Source organism: Photorhabdus sp. RW14-46 (assembly GCF_963887965.1).
GTDB lineage: Bacteria > Pseudomonadota > Gammaproteobacteria > Enterobacterales > Enterobacteriaceae > Photorhabdus > Photorhabdus laumondii.
Genome location: NZ_CAWPHH010000032.1, coordinates 1 through 22,302, shown reverse-complemented (window position 1 = coordinate 22,302; position 22,302 = coordinate 1). Strand labels below are relative to the sequence as shown.

General features: G+C 43.1%; 17 protein-coding genes and 1 pseudogene. 13 read left to right on the top strand and 5 right to left on the bottom strand.

Features of this window, described 5'->3' with window-relative positions; genetic code table 11:
• Positions 1–110: 110 nt before the first annotated feature.
• From metF to AACQ38_RS19430, 4 genes and pseudogenes are all read left to right on the top strand, one after another.
• On the top strand, positions 111–995 hold the full coding sequence (metF, locus tag AACQ38_RS19445) for a methylenetetrahydrofolate reductase (protein ID WP_011148819.1): 885 nt from the start codon (positions 111–113) through the stop codon (positions 993–995).
• Positions 996–1,420: 425 nt separating this feature from the next.
• Positions 1,421–1,710: pseudogene (locus tag AACQ38_RS24175) on the top strand (transposase); the annotation flags it as partial.
• A gap of 950 nt (positions 1,711–2,660) precedes the next feature.
• Positions 2,661–3,596: a hypothetical protein gene (locus tag AACQ38_RS19435; RefSeq protein ID WP_165578851.1), complete on the top strand. Its 936-nt coding sequence runs from the start codon at positions 2,661–2,663 to the stop codon at positions 3,594–3,596.
• Positions 3,597–3,598: 2 nt separating this feature from the next.
• A complete protein-coding gene (locus AACQ38_RS19430) occupies positions 3,599–3,994 on the top strand; it encodes a type III secretion system chaperone (protein WP_011148817.1) in 396 nt (131 codons plus the stop codon).
• Positions 3,995–4,287: 293 nt separating this feature from the next.
• Here the strand turns inward: AACQ38_RS19430 and AACQ38_RS19425 are convergent, their stop codons facing one another.
• From AACQ38_RS19425 to argE, 3 genes are all read right to left on the bottom strand, one after another.
• Positions 4,288–4,869 (bottom strand): YolA family protein, encoded by a 582-nt coding sequence (locus AACQ38_RS19425; protein ID WP_011148816.1) that lies wholly within the window; start codon positions 4,867–4,869, stop codon positions 4,288–4,290.
• Positions 4,870–5,183: 314 nt separating this feature from the next.
• Positions 5,184–7,820 (bottom strand): phosphoenolpyruvate carboxylase, encoded by a 2,637-nt coding sequence (ppc, locus tag AACQ38_RS19420; RefSeq protein WP_011148814.1) that lies wholly within the window; start codon positions 7,818–7,820, stop codon positions 5,184–5,186.
• A 282-nt stretch (positions 7,821–8,102) separates the two neighbouring features.
• Positions 8,103–9,260, bottom strand: coding sequence for an acetylornithine deacetylase (gene argE / locus AACQ38_RS19415; protein WP_165578850.1), 1,158 nt, complete (start codon positions 9,258–9,260; stop codon positions 8,103–8,105).
• Positions 9,261–9,362: 102 nt separating this feature from the next.
• Here argE and argC point away from each other — a divergent pair, with 102 nt between their 5' ends.
• The 5 genes from argC to oxyR all read left to right on the top strand — a co-directional run bounded on the left by argC (position 9,363) and on the right by oxyR (position 15,166).
• A complete protein-coding gene (argC, locus tag AACQ38_RS19410) occupies positions 9,363–10,367 on the top strand; it encodes an N-acetyl-gamma-glutamyl-phosphate reductase (RefSeq protein WP_165578849.1) in 1,005 nt (334 codons plus the stop codon).
• A gap of 25 nt (positions 10,368–10,392) precedes the next feature.
• The gene (gene argB, locus AACQ38_RS19405) at positions 10,393–11,166 is read left to right on the top strand and encodes an acetylglutamate kinase (RefSeq protein ID WP_011148811.1); all 774 of its coding nucleotides are present in this window, start codon (positions 10,393–10,395) and stop codon (positions 11,164–11,166) included.
• A gap of 68 nt (positions 11,167–11,234) precedes the next feature.
• The gene (locus tag AACQ38_RS19400) at positions 11,235–12,449 is read left to right on the top strand and encodes an argininosuccinate synthase (protein ID WP_165578848.1); all 1,215 of its coding nucleotides are present in this window, start codon (positions 11,235–11,237) and stop codon (positions 12,447–12,449) included.
• A gap of 152 nt (positions 12,450–12,601) precedes the next feature.
• Positions 12,602–13,981, top strand: coding sequence for an argininosuccinate lyase (gene argH / locus AACQ38_RS19395; RefSeq protein ID WP_165578847.1), 1,380 nt, complete (start codon positions 12,602–12,604; stop codon positions 13,979–13,981).
• 279 nt (positions 13,982–14,260) lie between these two features.
• On the top strand, positions 14,261–15,166 hold the full coding sequence (oxyR, locus tag AACQ38_RS19390) for a DNA-binding transcriptional regulator OxyR (RefSeq protein WP_165578846.1): 906 nt from the start codon (positions 14,261–14,263) through the stop codon (positions 15,164–15,166).
• Here oxyR and sthA read toward each other — a convergent pair.
• Complete coding sequence (gene sthA, locus AACQ38_RS19385) at positions 15,158–16,555, bottom strand: Si-specific NAD(P)(+) transhydrogenase (protein WP_011148807.1); 1,398 nt, start codon at positions 16,553–16,555, stop codon at positions 15,158–15,160. The genes oxyR and sthA overlap by 9 nt on opposite strands.
• Positions 16,556–16,929: 374 nt before the next feature.
• Between sthA and fabR the strand changes: the two genes are divergently transcribed.
• The gene (gene fabR / locus AACQ38_RS19380; protein ID WP_011148806.1) at positions 16,930–17,574 is read left to right on the top strand and encodes an HTH-type transcriptional repressor FabR; all 645 of its coding nucleotides are present in this window, start codon (positions 16,930–16,932) and stop codon (positions 17,572–17,574) included.
• A gap of 23 nt (positions 17,575–17,597) precedes the next feature.
• Positions 17,598–17,969, top strand: coding sequence for a YijD family membrane protein (locus AACQ38_RS19375; RefSeq protein WP_011148805.1), 372 nt, complete (start codon positions 17,598–17,600; stop codon positions 17,967–17,969).
• A gap of 62 nt (positions 17,970–18,031) precedes the next feature.
• Here AACQ38_RS19375 and trmA read toward each other — a convergent pair whose 3' ends face one another.
• Positions 18,032–19,135 carry a tRNA (uridine(54)-C5)-methyltransferase TrmA gene (trmA, locus tag AACQ38_RS19370; protein WP_339367072.1) on the bottom strand — a complete coding sequence of 368 codons (1,104 nt, stop codon included), beginning with the start codon at positions 19,133–19,135 and terminating at the stop codon, positions 18,032–18,034.
• A gap of 180 nt (positions 19,136–19,315) precedes the next feature.
• Between trmA and btuB the strand changes: the two genes are divergently transcribed.
• Complete coding sequence (btuB, locus tag AACQ38_RS19365; RefSeq protein ID WP_165578844.1) at positions 19,316–21,175, top strand: TonB-dependent vitamin B12 receptor BtuB; 1,860 nt, start codon at positions 19,316–19,318, stop codon at positions 21,173–21,175.
• The gene (murI, locus tag AACQ38_RS19360; RefSeq protein WP_011148802.1) at positions 21,120–21,983 is read left to right on the top strand and encodes a glutamate racemase; all 864 of its coding nucleotides are present in this window, start codon (positions 21,120–21,122) and stop codon (positions 21,981–21,983) included. Before btuB ends, murI begins: the two co-directional genes overlap by 56 nt.
• Positions 21,984–22,302 lie beyond the last annotated feature (319 nt).

The following is a 22,302-nucleotide window of genomic DNA, read 5'->3' as shown; positions in this document are numbered from 1 at the left end:
TTCATCTTATTTTGGACGTCTAAACGTATAGGTGTTTAGATGTGTAAATAAAAGTAACTGGCAAATTATTGATATGGGAAATTATTCCGCTTGTTAACGAGGTGCAGGATATGAGTTTTTTTCACGCAAATCAGCGAGAGGCGCTGAATCAGAATCTGGCTGAACTGGAAGGACAGATCCGTGTTTCATTTGAATTCTTTCCACCGCGCACAGCCGAGATGGAAAAAACCCTGTGGAAATCCATTAACCGCCTGAGCACCCTCAAGCCTAAATTTGTTTCCGTTACTTATGGTGCTAACTCTGGCGAGCGTGATCGTACCCATAGCATAATCAAGGGAATAAAAGAGCAAACTGGCCTTGAAGCGGCTCCGCACCTTACCTGTATTGATGCCAGCCGTGATGAATTGTGCGAAATCGCCCGTGATTATTGGAAAAATGGTATTCGCCATATTGTGGCTTTACGGGGTGATTTACCGGAAAACAGTGAAAAACCCAAAATGTATGGGTCTGATCTGGTTGAGTTACTTAAGAAAGAAGCGGATTTTGATATTTCCGTTGCGGCTTACCCTGAAGTTCATCCTGAAGCAAAAAGTTCTCAGGCTGATCTGATTAGCCTGAAACGGAAAATTGATGCGGGTGCGAACCGTGCTATTACCCAATTCTTCTTCGATGTGGAAAGTTACCTGCGTTTTCGTGACCGCTGTGTGACTGCCGGGATTGATGTGGAAATCGTACCGGGAATTTTGCCGGTATCCAATTTCCGTCAGCTTAAACGTTTTGCTGTAATGACTAATGTGCGTATTCCAAGTTGGATGACCAGAATGTTTGATGGGCTGGATGATGATCCTGAAAGCGCAAATTTAGTTGGTGCTTCTATCGCAATGGATATGGTGAAGATTTTAAGCCGCGAAGGTGTGAAGGATTTTCATTTTTATACCTTAAACCGCGCAGAACTGAGTTATGCAATTTGTCATACTTTGGGTGTTCGTCCTTAATCTTTGGCTCTTACTAAGAAAATCTCTTGGTAAGAGCATGTTTTTTATCTGTTGTATCTTTATAAAGCTTAAATTTTTATTATCTCGTTGGATAATTAGGATTAATATGTTGTTGATATTTATTTTATAGAGTTGAATGGGTGGTAAGGATAGTAATAAATAAAACTTTGTTATTAATTAAATTATTTAATATATACCCGTAATCATTGAAGATGCTTGATTTTATCCGAAATGGAGATCATTATCCTCGCTATGAAAATATTTATTACATCAAAACAAAAAATCAAACTTGAACGTCTTCACGACACCACTCGCGATGGTCAAGTACGAGACAGAATATAAAAGCTATCCTTTTGGTTTCTGAAGGGTAGAGTTCTATGATGATAGCCCAGGCATTGCGACTCCATTAGACCACTGTTGACCGCCATATTATTGTGGATGGGGCGGGTTACAACAAAGCTCATCTTGTGAAGGAGTGGGCTTATGTTAGCAATATTGAGTGACATTCCTTCCGCCATACAGCCCAAATTTAAACCCGATAGAGCGATTATGGAAGGTCATGAATGAACAGGTTCGAAATAACCGTTATTTCGCTGATAAACATGAATTTCGAGACAACGTCTTCAAATTTTTCACCACAACGCTACCGGATATAGCGGACTCGCTGATGTCTAGAATTAACGACCATTTTCAGGTGCTAAAAACTGCATCTTGAAGTTTCTTGGGTATATACCCGTTATCTTTCAAGTTGCTTCTTTGTTGGCTGCACTCACTCACCCCGGTCACATAGTTGTCTATGCTCCCGGGGATTCGTTCCCTTGCCGCCGCGATGCATCTTGAAATCCATAGGGTATAGAAGCAATTTATGAGATATTTATAGAAGGTAAATTTTAAATTAACTTTAGGTTTCTATATTATTTAAGTTTAATTTATATGGTTTTTGGTTTATATTTACTTATTTACTTATTTACTTATTTACTTATTTACTTATTTACTTATTTACTTATTTACTTATTTACTTATTTACTTATTTACTTATTTACTTATTTACTTATTTACTTATTTACTTATTTACTTATTTACTTATTTACTTATTTACTTATTTACTTATTTACTTATTTGCTTATTTGCTTATTTGCTTATTTGCTTATTTGCTTATTTGCTTATTTGCTTATTTGCTTATTTGCTTAATAAGTATGGAGTACCGAATTATCGGTGGCTGGATAATGTAATTCCATTTTTGCTTTGTTGGACGGCAAAGCGTTGAAGGTAATCGTCAAGCTCGTTTACTCCAGAAGTGAAAGCCTTGTGTTGATGGTAGCTTGGATCAAGGCATTGCTCTTCAAACACGTTTCACCTTGCGCGCAGCATTTATTGCATTTTGTAAAGCAGTATTGGGAGTGAAAGCGTCATTCAAAGCGGTTGTGAATGCCTGAAAATCCTAGATTGTCATTGTTAGATCATCTTGGTTTAATAAGTAAAGTCCGCCATAAGCCTTCGTCCAGTATGAACTGTTATGCTTCAATAATCCCAGGCACCTATCCCCAGATAATCCTTCTCTTCTGACACCTAAAACAGATAAAAATCGGGTCACTTTTTTACATAAGTAGGGTAGGAAAAATACTAAGATGACCTTAATTAATTCAATTTATGTTGGAAAAGGTTATGCCAATTTCATCCATTAGCGGCCATACGCTGCTTAGCCAAACGCAAGTTCCTCAGCACGCAGCAGCTTCTCCCCTACTTGAACAGGGTAACCGCTTGTTCGAACAGTCTGTCCGACGTGGCCCTCTGCACTTCCAGAGTTCGGATCTCAAGCATTTGATCACCGAATTGCGTCGGTTGCAGAGTGCTCCCAACAGTGCGCAGGCCCAACGGGTGCAGGATGCTATCCAGCATTGGGAGAGCCACCACCCTAAAGAGGTGGCGGCTCGTAGTACCCGCCTTGCCGAGCTTAAACAGGCTCTGGCAGAACAAGGCGTTGTGGTGCGTACCCTCCAGCCAAAGGTGACGACGACTAGCCCTCAGGCCATGTTAAAGCAGGCTATGCCAGCCTTACAGAAGATGGAAACTTATGCATGTACTGATGGACTTACATTCGTCGGAAAGCACAGCTCTCATCGTCGGCAGGTTGAAGAGAGATTGGATTCATTTGGGGGCAGTCAGAGTCGCAAGGCTGCTAACAAACAGGCCAATGATATGTCCAATATGGCGGCTATTGCCGCTAAACGAGGAAACGTCAGTCTTAACCAACTGAAATCTATTGCCGCCTGTGTCGCTCAAGCCCAAGCTGGTTGCTGCACGACTTTTGCCTACTCCGCGGCAGCCGAGCTGATGAAGCACAATCAAGATAACCAGCAGCGCATTGAGGTAGTCGCTCATCGTGGTGCCAAGGGGCATAGCCAGACCCACTGCTTTGTAGTGGTCGGTCGCGATCCCAACAGTGAACTCAGCAAACCCGAAACTTGGGGTAAGCAAGCACACGTCATCGATCCTTGGGCTGCGACCATAGGTGGTAGGTTGCAAGGCACGCCGAGTAATCCACCGATCGCTAACCTGTGGCCGCCGACTGAATCTGTGTTTGACAACCATAAAGAGTAACCATGTTTAATGCCTTATTATCGGAACTGTGCCGACGCCTTGGGCAGACCGAAGAATCTCTGCATGCGGAAGGGCTCGATCTACCTCTCGGCCCTTTTAGTTTGCATATCCGCCAACGCGATGAGTTGGTAACTTTGTTTATTCCACTAGGTGATGTCGAACCTTGTTCGTTGGCTACATTGGCCGATTGGCCATCATTGCAACTGAGCCGTAGTGGTGAGGGAGAGACTCTGCTCTGGAGCCGTGAATGGTTGGAGAGGCTGGATGCTGAGCTGTTGACCAACTTGGTCGAGCGGATGTTACAGCAAGCTAGGGACCTTACGGCTACGGCACCTATCACTGAAAGCCAAGAATGGCCGCCGTTAAGTATTCAAGGGAGTTCGTGGCATAAAGTTTAGGCGAAAAACCTTAAGAAGCTTTAAGAGATTAATCAGGTGTATTATTGCAAGCCACGAGCGATATTATTTTGTGCATTCGTTGATTAATGACTTTATTACTGGGTACAGGCACTTCTACAGAGGGAGCCTAACGGAAATAATTTGTGAAAAATTCACAGAAGTAAACTTTTAAGTTAATTTAATATAATTACTTAATTACGAGGCTAAACCATCGGCGTCGATATCTATTCGTAAAAATGAACAAGGGCGGTTTCCCGCCCTTTACAGACTCTTAAGCGGGTTTCAGCAGTAGATCAAAGAATGCTAATCTGCGTTGACATGGTATTTCGAGGCCAATTAGCGGAAGTGTTCTGGTAGCTGAAGATACCGTTCTGGTAGCCATCGAGGCTGTATTCCTTAAGGAAACCAACCACAATTTGGCCCGCAGCACATGGCCAATTGTAGTACCCGTTTGTGATGCAAACAGGTGTAGAAGAGTACAGCGAGTATGGCAGTGCGCCGCCGTTCATCCAAGCAAAGGAGTTATAGCCGTAGCCAACTTCCAGAACGGCGGCGCGGAGCTGCTGTCCTCCATGATTGCAGTTTGTCACCGGCAAGTTGGAAGTGTATTCCCATCCGCAATTCGTTGAGCCAACGGCATAGACCCACATATTGGTTAGCGGAGGTGCAGGGGCGTAAGCTACCCCAGATTTAATGTCGAGCTTTTTATCTTCTTCAGCCCGAATAGGACTCTCAGGGTTAGGCAGTAGCTGAGGTTGAGCTGCCAGGGCATTTTGAGCAGTAGGGACCTCCTTCGGTTGCTCTGTTTGGGCATAGGCATTAACGCCAAACAAGGAAGCAAGAGATAGCAATATGGCAAGTTTATTTTTCTTCACGACTGAATCCTCTTAGAAATGGAAAAGCACAATTCTAGGGAAGTGAGAGAAAATCACATTATTAAATTTTATTTATGTAATGATCGAAATTTTTGCGGGGGTTATTGCTTCCGTGCTTATTTTACTGCGGAAAAAGGGTTGGATAAGTGATAAGGGATTTTTCTTAAATTAGGCTTCGTCTGGTGAAAAATGGCTTCTTTTTCGTTGTCTATTGAGCACATGTTGTACGGGGTTGTCTGGAGAAAAAAGATACCGGTACTGTGCTCAATAGTGTTACTACCGTCGTGCGGAGATTGTCTCCTGTCTGACTGCGACTAACCTGTATTTCGCATTCCTGCTGCGATACCGGCAATGGTGACCATCAACGCTTGTTCAACCTGTGGATCAGAATATTGCTGTTGACGGGAACGCAGTAATAGTTCTACCTGTAGGACGTTTAATGGATCAGTGTAAACATTACGCAGGGCGATTGATTCTGCAATCCACGGTAAATCTGCCATTAGGTGTTCATCTTTGGAAATGGCTAATACCGTCTTAATATCCGCGGAGAGTTGCTTGCGCAGTTTCTGACCTAGCGGCCATAAGTTCTTATCTACCAGACGATGATCATAATATTCTGCCAACCACAAATCAGCTTTGGCGAAGACCATTTCCAACATACCAATCCGAGTGGTGAAAAAAGGCCAATCACGGCACATTTCTGCTAGTACATCCTGTTTCCCATCATTTACAACTTGTTGTAGCGCGGCACCTGCACCTAACCAGGCTGGTAACATTAGACGATTTTGTGTCCAGGCGAAAATCCACGGGATAGCGCGTAAACTTTCCACACCACCCGCCGGATGACGCTTGGCTGGGCGAGAACCTAAAGGCAGTTTGGCTAATTCCTGTTCTGGTGTTGCCGCGCGGAAATAAGGTACAAAATCGGGCTGTTCACGCACATAATCGCGATACATCTTACAGGAAACATCAGATAGGGTATCCATCACCTGATGCCATTCTGGTTTAGGTTCCGGTGGTGGTAGGAGGTTTGCTTCCAGAATCGCACTGGCATACAAGGCTAAGCTACTGATAGTGACCTGTGGCAGACCGAATTTAAAGCGGATCATTTCGCCTTGCTCGGTCACACGTAGGCCACCTTTCAGGCTTCCCGGTGGTTGGGAAAGCAGCGCTGCATGTGCTGGCGCCCCGCCACGGCCGATAGTACCGCCGCGACCATGGAATAAGGTCAGCGTAATACCCTCTTTTTCACAAACATTGATCAAGGCATCCTGTGCTCGGTATTGTGCCCATGCCGCAGCCATCACTCCGGCATCTTTTGCTGAGTCAGAATAACCAATCATCACCATCTGTTTGTCATGAATCAGTTCGCGATACCATTGAATATTCATTAATTGCTGAATGATATTTTCAGCATTATTCAGGTCATCAAGGGTTTCGAACAATGGGGCAACGGGTAAAGTGAACGGACAACCGGCTTCTTTCAGTAGCAAGTGAACTGCTAATACGTCAGAAGGTGCTTTGGCCATTGAGATAACGTAAGCGGCGATAGCGTCTTGCGGTGACTCGGCAATCACTTTACAGGTTGCGAAAACTTCTTGCGTTTCAGCGCTCGGCTGCCAGTTGTGTGGAATCAATGGACGTTTGGAGTGTAATTCATACAGTAGGAAAGCCTGTTTTTCTTCTTCTGACCAACTGGCGTAGTCACCTAATTCCAGGTATTGCGTCAGTTCAGAAATGGCAGTTGTATGGCGAGTGCTTTCTTGACGTACATCGATGCGTACCAGCGATAAGCCGAAACAACGGATACGGCGTAAGATATCTAATAATTGACCGTTGGCAATGATTTCCATCCCGCAGGTTTTTAGTGACTGATAACAGGCGTAAAGTGGTTGCCAAAGCTGTTCGTTATCCACCAGCAAATCAGTTGGTGGCAGAACTTGCTCTCCTTTCAGTTGCTTCTCCAAATAGGTCAATGTATTGCTGAGTTGTGTCCGCAATTTTTTAGCAATTTCTCGGTAAGGTTCCAGAATTTCATCACCCCCAGCTAGTTTACGAACTTCTGGTGTGCATTCAGACATGGAGAGCTCAGAAACCAGAACCTGAATATCTTTTAGGAATAGATCGGCTGCTTTCCAGCGGCTAAGCAGTAATACATGACGAGTGACTTCAGCGGTGACATTCGGGTTACCGTCCCGGTCGCCGCCCATCCAAGAAGTAAAGCGGACAGGTACCGCTTCAACTGGCAGGCTGTAATCAATTGACTCTTCCAGTTGTTCATTGAATTCACGCAGGAATGCTGGTACACCCTCCCACAAGCTGTTTTCCACCATAGCAAACCCCCATTTCGCTTCATCAATTGGGGTAGGACGGATTTTGCGGATTTCATCGGTATGCCATGACTGGGCAACTAACTGGCGCAGACGGCGCATAATGTTGTTACGCTCATAGTCCGCTAGATCATCGTGATCGAGTTGCGATAGACAGGTGTTGACGGCTACCAGTTTATGGATCAATGTACGACGAGCGATTTCAGTTGGGTGAGCGGTGAGAACCAGTTCAATAGACAGTTCATTTACCGCTTTTTTCAGATCGCCATTATTGAAATTTTTTTCTTTTAAGCGAGTGAATAATTTCGCTAACGCAACGGGGTTGCTGGCAGCTTCACCATGCGGGGAGATACTGTGATATTGTTCTGCGACGTTTGTCAGGTTGAGAAATTGATTGAAAGCACGGGCAACTGGTAACAGTTCATTATTAGATAGGTTTTGCAATGTAGATAATAGCTGCTGGCGGTGTGCTTCATTACCTGCGCGGGATGATTTGGATAATTTGCGGATAGTCTCAACTTTATCGAGAATATCTTCTCCTAAAGCTTCTTTGATCGTGTCTCCGAGCAGCTTACCTAGCATGCTGACATTACTACGCATTGCAGAATATTGTTGGTTCATGTGACTCTTAGCCTTTATTGCTGGCAGAATGTTGATTCTGTTTCTGTAGAAAAATTTTATTTAAGTGGCGGGAAGTTATTTTTTGTGGCGCCACAGTGTTGCATTGACCCTAAGCCCTCATATTCATATCAGAAAATAATCAGTTTGGGCGAAATTTCTAAAATTTAATGGCAGGTCATACTCTATAAGTATTGCTTATGTATCAGAATGCTTGGGAGGAGTACTTTTGTTGATTGTTATGATGCTTGAGTCCCCCTGACTTTTGGGGGACGAGTAAAACGATTAATTATTGCTTAGACAAAAATGATCTATTAACTGGGAAATTATCTTTCTGGTAGGTCCAATAAATGACATATCAATGAACTCATCCGGTTGATGTGCTTGTTCAATAGAGCCCGGGCCAAGGACTAAAGTTGGGCATACTTTCTGAATGAAGGGTGCTTCGGTACAGTAATTGACCGTTTCAGCTTTGCGCCCTAGCAGTTTTTCAATCACGTCAACCATTTTGTGATCGGTTGGACATTCATAACCGGGAATAGGGGAATGTAATTCATCGATAGTTAAGCGGCCAGGCCAACGTTGCTTCATTGGTTCTAGCGCTTCATTTAGCAGTCCGTTCAGATCCTGTAGCGTTAGTCCCGGTAATGGGCGAATATCCATATGTAATTCACAGTGGGCACAAATACGGTTTACTGCGTCACCTCCATGAATATAGCCGAAGTTCATGGTTGGGTATGGAATGGTAAACGCCGGGTTATTGTAACGCTCTTTTAGCGTATCGCGTAGTTCAATCAGGTGACCAATAGATTCGTGCATCAAGTCAATGGCATTTATACCACGATCTGGATCACTGGAGTGCCCGGATTGGCCAACAATGCGGATAGCGTTTGATAAATGTCCTTTGTGTGCACAGATAGGATGCAATGAAGTGGGTTCACCAATAATAGCGAAATCTGGGCGGATAGTGGTACTTGCGGCAAAATAGCGGGCTCCCGCCATTGTCGTCTCTTCATCTGCGGTTGCCAGAATGTACAGCGGACGGGTTATTTTGCTGACATCAATGTCCCGCAACGCATCAATAATAAAGGCGAAAAAGCCTTTCATGTCTGCTGTACCTAAACCGTACAGTTTGTTATCGCGTTCTGTCAGGGTGAAAGGATCTTTCGTCCAGAGACCTTCGTCAAAGGGTACGGTATCAGTGTGTCCACACAATAGTAATCCACCTGGGCCACGTCCCAATGTAGCTAGTAGATTGTATTTTCCGAGGGCTTTGGGGACGGGCTGTATCTCAATTTCGAAACCAATTTCTTTCAACCAACTTGCCAGTAGGTTGATGAGAGACTCGTTACTTTGGTCAATACTGATATCGGTGGCACTGATAGATGGCGTCGCGATTAATTGCCGAAATAGCTCAATAAATGGAGGTAATTTAATATTCACTGTTGACAGCCTTTATTCATGATAGTATCAATATTCATGCATTTTTTTTGAATAAAAATACATTATCCCGTTTAAATACTGAGCACAAGGTAACGATATCCTATGTTGAATACGCTGGTTGTTGGTGCAAGTGGTTACACCGGAGCAGAACTGGCAGCATATCTGCATCGTCATCCGCATACGAATCTGATTAGACTCATGGTTTCTGCTCAGAGCGTTGATGCAGATAAATGCTTCTCAGATTTACATCCACAGTATAAAGGCATTGTTGATCTACCGCTGCAACCGCTGACTGATATTATTAATGCTGCTAAAGGGATTGATGTGGTTTTCCTTGCCACCGCCCATGAAGTTAGTCATGACATTGCGCCGCTATTTCTGGCAGCAGGTTGCACTGTATTTGATCTCTCCGGTGCCTACCGCGTACAAAATGCTCAGATTTATCAACAATACTACGGATTCAAACATAAGCATACTGAATGGTTAGCACAAGCAGTATATGGACTTGCCGAATGGCAGGCTGAAAACATCAAACAGGCCCAATTAGTTGCTGTACCGGGATGTTACCCAACAGTTTCTCAACTCTGCCTGAAACCGCTGTTGGAAAATAGTTTGCTGGATATCAGCTATTGGCCGGTGATTAATGCGACTAGTGGTGTAAGTGGAGCAGGCCGGAAAGCCAGTATGACCAACAGTTTCTGCGAAATCAGTTTGCAACCTTATGGAATATTTACCCATCGTCATCAACCGGAGATTGAGGAACATCTGGGAACCAGAGTGGTTTTTACTCCACATCTTGGCAATTTCGCCCGGGGTATTCTTGCCACAATTACCTGTAAGTTGAAGTCGGGTGTTACCGCAGAACAGATAGATGAGGTGTATCGTCAAGCATACAAAGATAAGCCATTGGTAAGGCTTTACAGCAAAGGAGTGCCAGCATTGAAATCCGTTGTTGGGTTACCGTTCTGTGATATTGGTTTTGTTGTACAGGGTGACCATTTGATTGTTGTGGGTACTGAGGATAATCTTTTGAAGGGCGCGGCAGCTCAGGCAGTTCAGTGTATGAATATACGTTTTGGGTTTGAAGAAACTCAGGCATTACTTTAATTATTGACGTGAAGGAGTAGAGCAGATGGAACCTTTAGTCATAAAGTTAGGTGGCGTGTTACTGGACAATGAAGAAGCATTGGAACGTGTGTTTACTGCATTGCAGGAATATCGGCAAACACATGAACGCCAGTTGGTTGTTGTTCATGGGGGAGGATATCTGGTGGATGAGCTGATGGAGAAGTTGCAGCTACCGATAGTGAAGGAACAAGGATTACGAGTAACACCCGCTGATCAGATTGGGATTATCACCGGCGCATTGGCTGGTATCGCCAATAAGACCTTGTTGTCGTGGGCGACTAAATATCAACTTGCATCAGTTGGATTATATTTAGGAGATGGTAATGTGGTCACGGTTTCCCAACTGAGTGAAGAGTTGGGGCATGTGGGAAAAGCGATGCCGGGCGATGCTAAGTTGCTGAAAACGTTATTGGATGCGGGTTATATGCCCATTATCAGCTCGATTGGGGTAACGGATAAAGGGGAGCTGATGAATGTGAATGCCGATCAAGCAGCAACGGCGATAGCTCAGACGCTAGGTGCTGATTTGGTATTGCTCTCTGATGTTAGCGGTATTTTGGATGGTAAAGGGCAGAAAATCCCTGACATAAATGTTGAGAAAGCAGAACAGCTTATTGCTCATGGCATCATTACTGACGGTATGATTGTGAAGGTGAATGCCGCTCTAGATGCAGCCAGGACATTAGATCGTCCGGTAGATATCGCCAGTTGGCGTCATGCAGATCAACTGACCGATCTATTTAACGGTGTTCCCGTCGGTACTCGTATTCTGGCTTAAATTAAGTTTGATTAATTTTCGGCAAAGCTTTGCTGATAAATAACAACGGAATTTCAAAGGGTAACTTCATGCATACTAAAGATATCAAAAAAATCGTTCTTGCCTATTCTGGTGGTCTGGATACTTCTGCCATTATTCCTTGGCTGAAGGAGCATTATGGCAACTGTGAAGTTGTTGCGTTTGTTGCTGATGTGGGGCAAAGCCGTGAAGATTTGGAAGGCGTGGAGCAGAAAGCTTTGCGTTCTGGCGCGTCAGAATGTCACGTTGTGGATCTGCGTGAGGAATTCATTAAAGATTATGTTTATCCGGTACTGAAAACCGGTGCTCTGTATGAAGGTAGCTATTTGTTGGGCACTTCAATGGCACGCCCCATTATTGCTAAAGCACAGGTTGAATTGGCACTGAAAGTAGGAGCAGATGCACTTGCTCATGGTGCAACAGGTAAGGGTAACGATCAGGTTCGGTTTGAAAGCACTTATACGGCACTAGCCCCTCAGCTAAAAGTAGTTGCACCGTGGAGAGAGTGGGATTTACGTTCCCGTGAAGCGTTGCTGGATTATCTGAAAGCACGAGATATTCCAACCACTGCAACATTGGAGAAAATTTACAGCCGTGATGAGAATGCGTGGCATATCTCTACCGAAGGTGGTGTACTGGAAAGCACTTGGAATGCATCCAATAAAGATTGTTGGGTGTGGACAGTCGATCCAGAAGAGGCATCAGATGAAGCTGAATTGGTTAGTGTCATGATTGAGAAAGGCGAGGTTGTTGGGGTCAACGGCAAAGTAATGTCTCCATATCAATGCCTTGAAGCGCTGAATATTCTGGGAGTAAAACATGGTATCGGTCGTATCGATATCGTGGAAAACCGGCTGGTGGGAATGAAATCTCGTGGTTGTTATGAAACGCCGGGAGGAACCATCATGATGGCTGCGTTGCGTGGTGTTGAACAACTGGTTCTGGACCGCGATAGCTTTAAATGGCGTCAGCAGCTTGGGCTAGAAATGTCTTATGTCGTTTATGACGGACGTTGGTTTGCCCCGCTACGTCGATCTATTCAGGCAGCGGCTGAGACGTTGGCTGCGGATGTCAGCGGTGAAGTAGTACTGAAACTCTATAAAGGGCAGGTAACAGCGATCCAGAAAAGATCAACAAATAGCCTTTATTCTGAAGCGTTTGCAACGTTTGGTGAAGATGAGGTTTACGATCACAGCCATGCAGCAGGATTTATCCGTCTGTATTCTCTCCCTTCGCGCATTCGGGCATTAAATAGTAAAGAGTAATTTCATCGTTCGTAGTTATGGAGGTAATGACCAGATCGTGAATTCATCCTTGTATTTGATTTTTCGAGTCTATTATCTCCATGTTGCGAATGAAATTGCTGTTTATGAAAGGTAATCAATCACTCAGACATCAGATAATCAGGAACAAAAATATGGCACTCTGGGGCGGGCGTTTCAGTCAGAAAGCAGATCAACGGTTCAAACAATTTAACGATTCACTTCGCTTTGATTACCGGTTAGCGGAACAGGATATTACCGGTTCAGTTGCATGGTCGAAAGCGTTGATAACGGTTGGTGTGTTGACCGTTGAAGAACAACAAAGATTGGAGCTGGTATTAAATGAATTGCTGAATGAGGTTCAGGCTAACCCACAAGCCATCTTGCAAAGTGATGCAGAAGATATCCATAGTTGGGTAGAAGGGCAGTTGATCAGTAAAGTTGGTGAGCTGGGTAAGAAGCTTCACACTGGTCGTAGCCGTAACGATCAGGTGGCAACAGATCTTAAACTTTGGTGTAAAGAATACATTTCACATCTCCATCAGGCAATTGTGGAATTACAACAGGTATTGGTGATCACCGCAGAGAAGAATCAGGATACGGTGATGCCGGGTTATACCCATCTGCAAAGAGCGCAGCCTATTACATTTGCTCACTGGTGCTTGGCATATGTAGAAATGTTGGTCCGTGATGAAAATCGGTTACAGGATACTTTAAAACGGCTGAATACTAGCCCGCTTGGGTGCGGTGCATTGGCTGGAACCGCTTATGATATTGACCGCGAACAACTAGCATCATGGCTAGGTTTTGCTTCAGCGACGCGTAACAGCCTAGATAGTGTTTCAGATCGTGACCATGTATTGGAACTGCTATCTAATGCCAGCATTAGTATGATCCATCTTTCCCGTTTTGCGGAAGATCTCATTTTCTTTAATAGCGGTGAAGCAGGATTTATTGAACTGTCAGATCGAGTCACTTCCGGTTCTTCTCTGATGCCACAGAAGAAAAACCCGGATGCACTGGAGTTAATCCGTGGTAAATGTGGCCGAGTGCAGGGGGCATTAACCGGTATGATGATGACCTTGAAAGGTCTGCCGCTGGCTTATAATAAAGATATGCAGGAGGATAAAGAAGGGTTGTTTGATGCGCTGGACATTTGGCTGGATTGTTTGCATATGGCTGCGTTGGTGTTAGACGGTATTCAGGTCAGGCGTTCACGTTGCGCAGAAGCAGCTAAACAGGGTTATGCTAACGCGACTGAATTAGCTGACTATTTGGTTGCAAAAGGGGTTCCATTCCGTGAAGCCCACCATATTGTTGGGGAAATTGTGATGATGGCGCTTACTCAGGGTAAGGCGCTGGAAGCGTTGCCATTGACAGAGTTGCAGAAGTTCAGCAGTGCAATTATTGAAGATGTATATGATATTTTGTCTCTGCAATCTTGCTTGGACAAACGCCTTGCAAAAGGTGGCGTATCGCCAAAACAAGTTATGAAAGCGATTGTAGAGGCTAAACAGAGGCTAAAATTAAGTTAGTCATCGTCAGCAGGGGGGATTAATCTATCCCCTATGGATTTCAAGATGCATCGCGACGGCAAGGGAGTGAATCCCCGGGAGCATAGGTAACTATGTGACCGGGGTGAGCGAGTGCAGCCAACAAAGAGGCAACTTGAAAGATGACGGGTATATCCCCTGTAAAATAAGTGAGATCTTTATATATAAGTTTTTAAGGATTATCTGATAGTCTTTTCCTCACATTGATATAATTATCTATTGGTAGTTTCTATCATTTATATTAAATATGTTGAGGTGGGAATGAATATCCGCGATCTGGAATATCTTGTGGCGCTTGCGGAGCATCGGCACTTTCGCCATGCTGCTGATTCTTGCCACGTTAGCCAGCCTACGTTAAGCGGGCAAATTCGTAAGCTTGAGGATAATCTGGGGGTCATGTTATTAGAGCGCACCAGCCGTAAAGTTTTGTTTACGCAGCAAGGGATGTTATTAGTAGAACAAGCCAGAACAGTTCTCCGTGAGGTGAGGATTTTGCAGGAAATGGCATCACTTCAAGGGGAAAATATGTCTGGTCCTCTGCATATTGGCTTGATCCCGACAGTTGGTCCATATCTGTTGCCTAATATTATCCCTAGGCTTCATAGTTTGTTTCCTAAGTTGGAAATGTATCTGTATGAAGCCCAGACTCAAAGTCTGTTAGCCCAGTTGGATAGTGGCAAATTGGACTGTGCGATTCTGGCAATGGTTAAGGAGACAAGAGATTTCATTGAAGTGCCATTGTTTGAAGAACCCATGAAACTAGCTATCTATGATGACCATCCTTGGGCGGAGCGTAAAAAAATCGCTATGGATGAATTGGCAGGTGAAAAATTGTTGATGCTAGAAGATGGTCATTGCTTGCGTGATCAGGCAATGGGGTTCTGTTTTCAGGCTGGTGCGAAGGAAGATACCCATTTTCGTGCAACCAGTTTGGAAACCCTGCGTAATATGGTTGCTGCCGGTAGTGGAATAACCTTATTGCCTGATTTGGCAGTGCCACAAGAGAAAAAACGTGATGGCGTCTGCTATCTGGAGTGTAACAGCCCTGAACCTAAGCGGTCTGTTGTTTTGATTTATCGTCCTGGTTCACCTCTGCGTGGTCGCTATGAGCAACTAGCAGAGGCTATTAGAGCTAAAATGGGCACTTATTATGGGCAATCAGAATAGCCGATTAAGGCCGTTTAAAGCCGCGACACGATAGGCTTCAGCCATAGTTGGATAGTTGAAAGTAGTATTGACGAAATATTCGATAGTATTACTTTCACCTTTCTGTTCCATAATTGCCTGGCCGATATGAATAATTTCAGCCGCACGTTCCCCGAAACAATGAATGCCAAGAATCTCTTTTGTTTCTCTGTGGAACAGTATTTTCAGGCTTCCTACGTTCATCCCCGCAATTTGTGCGCGTGCAAGATGTTTAAATTGTGCGCGTCCAACTTCATAAGGCACTTTCATTGCTGTTAATTGTTGTTCGGTTTTACCTACAGAGCTAATTTCAGGAATGGTATAGATACCCGTTGGGATATCTTCAATCAGATGAACTTCGGCGTTTCCTTTCGTCATCGCTTGGGCGGCAATTCGGCCTTGATCATAAGCAGCTGAGGCCAAGCTTGGATAGCCGATAACATCTCCTACAGCGTAGATATTTTCGTTGCTGGTTTGATAGATCTTATTAACTTTCAGTAAACCGCGGCTATCTGCTTCCAGACCAACGTTTTTTAGCCCTAAAGTATCCGTATTACCTGTTCGACCATTAGCATAAAGCAGACAGTCAGCTTTGACTTTTTTACCGGATTTAAGGTGAACGATAACACCATCATCAACACCTTCAATTTTAGAATATTCTTCATTGTGGCGGATCACTATACCGCTATTCCAGAAATGGTAAGAAAGTGCATCTGACATCTCTTGATCAAGGAAGGCGAGTAAGTGATTACGAGTGTTAATCAAATCAACTTTTACGCCTAATCCACGGAAGATTGAAGCATATTCGCAACCAATCACTCCGGCACCGTAAATAATGACATGTCGTGGCTCATGATCCAGTTTCAGAATGGAATCGCTGTTATAAATACGGGAGTGAGTGAAATCGACATCTGGCGGACAATATGGGCGAGAACCAGTTGCGATAATAATCTTATCTGCGCTTAAAATATCGTGGTTATCGTCAGCATAGCGCACACTCACCCGGTGGTCATCAATGAATGTTGCTTCTCCGGAAAACATACGACACCCATTACGTTCGTAAAATCCTTGACGCATTCTAGTTTGCTGATTAATTACCATTTCAGCTCGGCGCAGGATTTCAGCAAATGAAGAGCGAAGAACGCGGGAATTATCACTGTACAGAGGATTTTGGTTAAATTCAATAATACGACTGACGGCGTGGCGGAGGGCTTTAGACGGGATGGTACCCCAATGAGTACAACCACCGCCGACATTATTATAGCGTTCAATAACAGCAACGCTTTTACCCTGTTTCACCAATCCCATTGCTGCTCCTTCTCCACCGGGACCAGAACCAATGACAATGGCGTCAAAATGAATATGTTGCATAGAGGAAAGACCTGTTTTTACACAAAATTACAACGCTATATTAACATTGGTTGACTTAATAACCCAATCATCATAAGGAGTTTATGTCATCGTTTAGGGTGAATTGAACATAGTTTTACCCGTTATGCTGATACCATGAAGTTTTTGGAAAATAAATAATTATCTAACGATCGAATTAGCAAAGGGGAAATGCTCCTTTAATGATTTTCTGACTACGCGTAGTCACCTTTATCATCTTAATATCTAATAAGAAAATGCGCTGATAAAATGACATGGATCATTATAAATGACATGATAAGCATATCATTACGGCAAACGTATTAAAATTTGGTATATTTCCTAACATGTAGTTCAGATAAAGAGTCAGGATTCGTGTGAGTAACATTATCGGCATCAGAGCGAAACAGAAAGAAAAAACTCGTCGTTCACTGATTGAAGCGGCTTTCAGCCAGTTGAGTGCCGAAAGGAGTTTTACCAGCCTTAGCTTGCGTGAAGTCGCCCGTGAAGCAGGTATTGCACCCACTTCATTTTATCGTCATTTCCGCGATGTTGATGAGCTTGGGCTCACTATGGTGGATGAAAGTGGTTTGATGTTACGTCAGTTAATGAGGCAAGCCCGGCAACGTATTGCTAAAGGTGGCAGTGTCATCCGCACGTCTGTTTCAACTTTTATGGAATTTATCGGTAATAACCCAAATGCATTCCGATTATTATTACGTGAACGTTCAGGGACTTCTGCTGAATTTCGTGCCGCTGTCGCACGGGAAATCCAACATTTTATTGCTGAGCTGGCAGACTATTTAGAACAGGAAAGCTGTATGCCGAGGCATTTTACTGAAGTGCAGGCAGAGGCAATGGTAACAATAGTATTCAGTGCAGGTGCAGAAGCACTGGATATTGATTTGGAGAAAAGACAGCGTTTAGAAGAACGTTTAGTCTTGCAGCTACGGATGATTGCTAAAGGTGCATATTATTGGTATCGCAAAGAAATGAACCCACCGAACCCTAAACTTAAATAACTATGAAGGAGGAGAACGAAATGATGGAACAATATCGCCAGGACAAAAGTACATTGTTACTCGCTTTTATTGTCGGATTAGCAACGAATGGAACATTTTCAGCAGTTTTTAGCTCAGTTGTTTCTTTTTCAGTTTTCCCATTGATAACATTGATTTTATCAGTTTATTGTATCCATCAGCGCTATTTGAATTACTCAATGCCAGATGGGATGCCTAAGTTGGTTGTCGCCTGTTTCCTCTTAGGATTATTTAGTTATAGTGCGATTATCAGGGTTGAATACCCTGAAATTGGCTCTAATTTTCTGCCCGCAGTAATGGGTACCGTACTGGTATTTTGGATTTACAGAAAGGTAAAAATTCGTAAAAACCAGGCAATTACAGAAAATTGTCATTAATTGATGAAAAACGCCGGAGAGATCTATCTGCCGGCGTTTTTGCTTTATATGTTTGTCAAGTATCAGTTTAATTTTTCCAGAAGCACGCCGCATTCCATATGATGAGTATAAGGAAACTGATCAAACAGAGCCAGATGGCTAATTTTATGCGTTTGGGTTAATGTCTCCAGATTATGGCAAAGGGTTTCCGGGTTACAGGAAATATAAAGAATCCGTGGATATGCCCGGACCATCTCAAGTGTTTTTTCATCAAGGCCGCTACGTGGCGGATCGACAAAGATAGTTTCACATTGATAGCTTTTTAAATTTATTCCTTGAAGGCGATTAAATTCGCGTTCACCATTCATTGCTTGGGTGAATTCCTCTGCTGACATTCGGATAATTTGTACATTATCAATACCATTGGCTGTAATGTTGTATTGAGCGGCAGCAACGGATGGCTTGGCAATTTCTGTTGCCAATACTCGTTCAAAATTTTGAGCTAGTGCCAGAGAGAAATTGCCATTACCACAGTAGAGCTCAAGTAAATCACCTTTTGAATCTTTGGTAATATTAATTGCCCATTCAAGCATATGAATATTGACGCTAGCATTTGGTTGGGTGAAGCTGTTTTCCACCTGGCGATAAATCATGTTTCGGCCTGCGACAGGTAAAACCTCATCAATATAATCATGATCCAATGTGATTTTGGTTTTAGCGGCTCTGCCAATTAACTCAACGTCAAACCCTTTATGTCTTAACGCTTCACGCAGTCTTAATGCTTGTTGTGTCCATTCTTCCCCCAATTTTTTGTGATAAAGCAGAGAAACAAGGATTTTATTACTGCAAGTAGACAGATAATCAATTTGAAATAGCTTATGACACAAGATCTGTTCAGATCTAATGGAGTCAATTAATACTACCATCATTTTGTTGATTAACTTACTGGCGACAGGGAATTGAACAAGGCGAATACGTTGTTTCGTCTGTTGATCGAACATAATATGGTACAAATCATCCTGCTCATGCCAGATTCGAAATTCTGCTCGCATTCTGTAATGAGATAGCGGTGAGCGGAAAACCTCTGGCCTCGGGGGCTGGAAAGGTGCCATCATGTTTTTTAAACGGCTGACTTTCTCCGTCAGTTGCTGTTCATAGCTTTCCGTTGGCAGGAGATTTTGCATTATGTTTGTTCTCTTATATCTGTAGTAAGAAAAATTTTCGTGCAAAATTGTAGGGAAAGAGCAAAGAATGTCCAGTTTTCTTATTACTCATACACGATCCTGTCTATGCTTACTATTATGAATAGGCTCAACGCTTCATCGTAGCGTGTCCTTCTAACAATAAATTGTGGGATGTTTTCTCTCATGATAAATAAAAAGCGGTTATTATTATCCACTGTTTCAATTATGGTGATTTCTGGCTGGAATCAAGCTTCTGTTGCGGTGGAGTCGCAGGATTCATTGGTTGTGACGGCGAGTCGTTTTAAACAGCCGATATCAAGCATATTGGCTCCTTATACTGTTGTAACACGAGATGAAATTGATCGTTGGCAGTCAAATAGTGTAGCCGATATTTTGCGTCGTTTACCCGGTGTTGATATTGCGCGGCATGGAGGGATTGGACAATTAAGCTCTTTGTTTATACGTGGTACTCATGCTAGTCATGTATTAGTACTGATGGATGGAATACGTTTGAATCAAGCGGGCATCAGTGGCTCCTCTGATTTAAGCCAAATACCTGTATCATTGGTTCAGAAAATTGAGTATATCCGTGGACCACGCTCCGCTGTTTATGGTTCTGATGCTATTGGTGGTGTTATTAATATCATCACTACCAGAGAGAAGCTAGGAACCAGCCTTAATGTAGGTATCGGCTCACATGGCTATCAAACTTATGATGGTGCAATTCAACAAACGCTAGCTGAAAATACAGTTCTGACAGCAGCAGCTAACTATACTTATACCAAAGGATACGATGTTGTTGCTGATGGTAATACCGGTGGTTTTAGACAACCTGATCGTGACGGCTTCATGAGCAAAATGCTTTGGTTAGGAGTCGATCAAAAATTTAATGAGCAAGTCAGTGGATTTGTTCGAGCTTATGGCTATAACAATAGAACATCTTATGATGCGGATATTAATTGGAGTTATCCATATGCCAGACCGGATACTCGTGAACTTTATAGTCGCCACTATGACATGGGAGTCAGATTTAACCAAGGGATCTACTCATCCCAGTTAATTACAAGTTATAGTCATACAAAAGACTATAACTTTGATCCTCAATATGGACGCTATGATAAGTCTGCTAGCCTTAATGATTCTGAACAATATAACTTGCAATGGGGGAATACTTTTCAGCTATATCAGGGCATAGTCAGTACCGGTGTGGATTTCCAAAAACAATCGATAGAAGCTGGAACCAGTTATATTCCGAAGAGTAAAACGGTACGTAATACAGGAATGTATCTGACAGCACAGCAACAACTGAAAGATTTTATTTTAGAAGGTGCAATTCGTTCAGATAAACATTCAGAAGCTGGCTGGAATACAACATGGCAAGCCAGTTTAGGTTGGGAGTTTATTAAAGATTATCGCTTGATAGCCTCTTATGGTACGGCATTTAAGGCTCCAACGCTCAGCCAGATGTACGGTTTTGGTGGTAATCATGATTTGAAACCGGAAGAAAGTAAACAATGGGAAGGCGGTATCGAAGGCGTCACTGGCCAGCTAACTTGGCGTATGACTGTATATCGCAATGAGATTGAGCAATTGATCGATTATGCGAATAGCCGCTACTACAATATTGGTAAAGCGAAAATTAAAGGTGTTGAGTGGACTGGCTTAATAGACACTGGCATGTTTCAGCATCAATTGACAATACAGTATATTGACCCCCGTAATAGTGAAACTAATGAAATTTTAGTTCGTCGTGCGAAGCAGCAAGTGAAATATCAACTTGACTGGCAGTTATATGATTTTGATTGGGGGTTAACTTATCAATATCTAGGACGGCGTTATGACAAGGATTTCAGTACATCCCCGGCTAAGCGTGTGAAATTAGGTGGCGTCAGCTTTTGGGATTTAACAGTTTCATATCCAGTCACTTCTTATCTGACAATTCGTGCTAGAATAGCCAACCTGCTTGATAAAGATTACGAGACAGTTTATGGCTATCGCATTCCAGGACGTGAATACTACCTCACTGGGAGCTATAACTTCTGATTTAAATAAAGCCGCACGCCCAACAGTTTTAGTGTTTGATTCTGGGGTAGGCGGCTTATCTATTTACCAAGAGATCCGACAATTATTACCAGATCTCCATTATATATATGTTTTTGATAACGAAGCATTCCCTTATGGTGAAAAATCGGAAGAGTTTATTGTTGAACGAGTCGTTCAAATTGTTGGTGCTATTCAGCAAAAACACCCCCTGACAATAGTGGTTATTGCATGTAACACTGCTAGTACAGTCAGCTTGCCAGCTCTGCGTGAGCGGTTCAGCTTTCCGGTTGTTGGTGTGGTTCCAGCGATAAAACCTGCTGCAAAGTTAACTCGTAATGGTGTCGTTGGATTATTGGCGACTAGAGCAACAGTTAATCGTTCCTATACAAAAGAACTTATCGAAAAGTTTGCGACAGGTTGCAGGATTGAATCTATAGGTTCTGCTGAATTAGTAGAATTAGCTGAAATTAAACTGCATGGTGGTAAGGTCTCTCCCGATATTTTAAAAAAGATACTGAAACCGTGGCTTGGAATGAAAAAACCACCTGATACAGTGGTATTGGGTTGTACCCATTTTCCATTATTAGCAGAAGAATTAGTTCAGATATTACCTGATGGCACGCGTTTAATTGATTCTGGTGTTGCTATTGCTCGAAGAACGGCTTGGTTGGTTAAACATCAGAATAATCTTGTTTGCACTTCAGCAGATAGTCTTGCTTACTGTATGAAAGTGAATACTGATACTGATGCATTAATCCCCGTTTTGCAGGAGTATGGATTTTCAAAACTAGAAAAATTGATAACTTAAGTTAAATTTGATGGAATAATCATCGGTCGTTAACTTTTTTCAAAATAATTATTGCCAGCGTCAAAGAATTCCCTATAATGCGCCACCACTGACCGACACAACGCTGATAAACATTGTGAGGTCGGGCAGAGAAAGCGATAATCAGTGCTTGACTCTGCGGGCGAACAGCGTAGTATACGCAGCCCGGCTGAACGAGAATGTTATTTTTTATGTCAGCCTGCTCTTTAACAATTAATCAGACAATCTGTGTGGGCACTCACAAGACCGTATCACAAAAAAATACGTTTTAAAGTCTTGAAGAGTGAACAACAGTTAATTC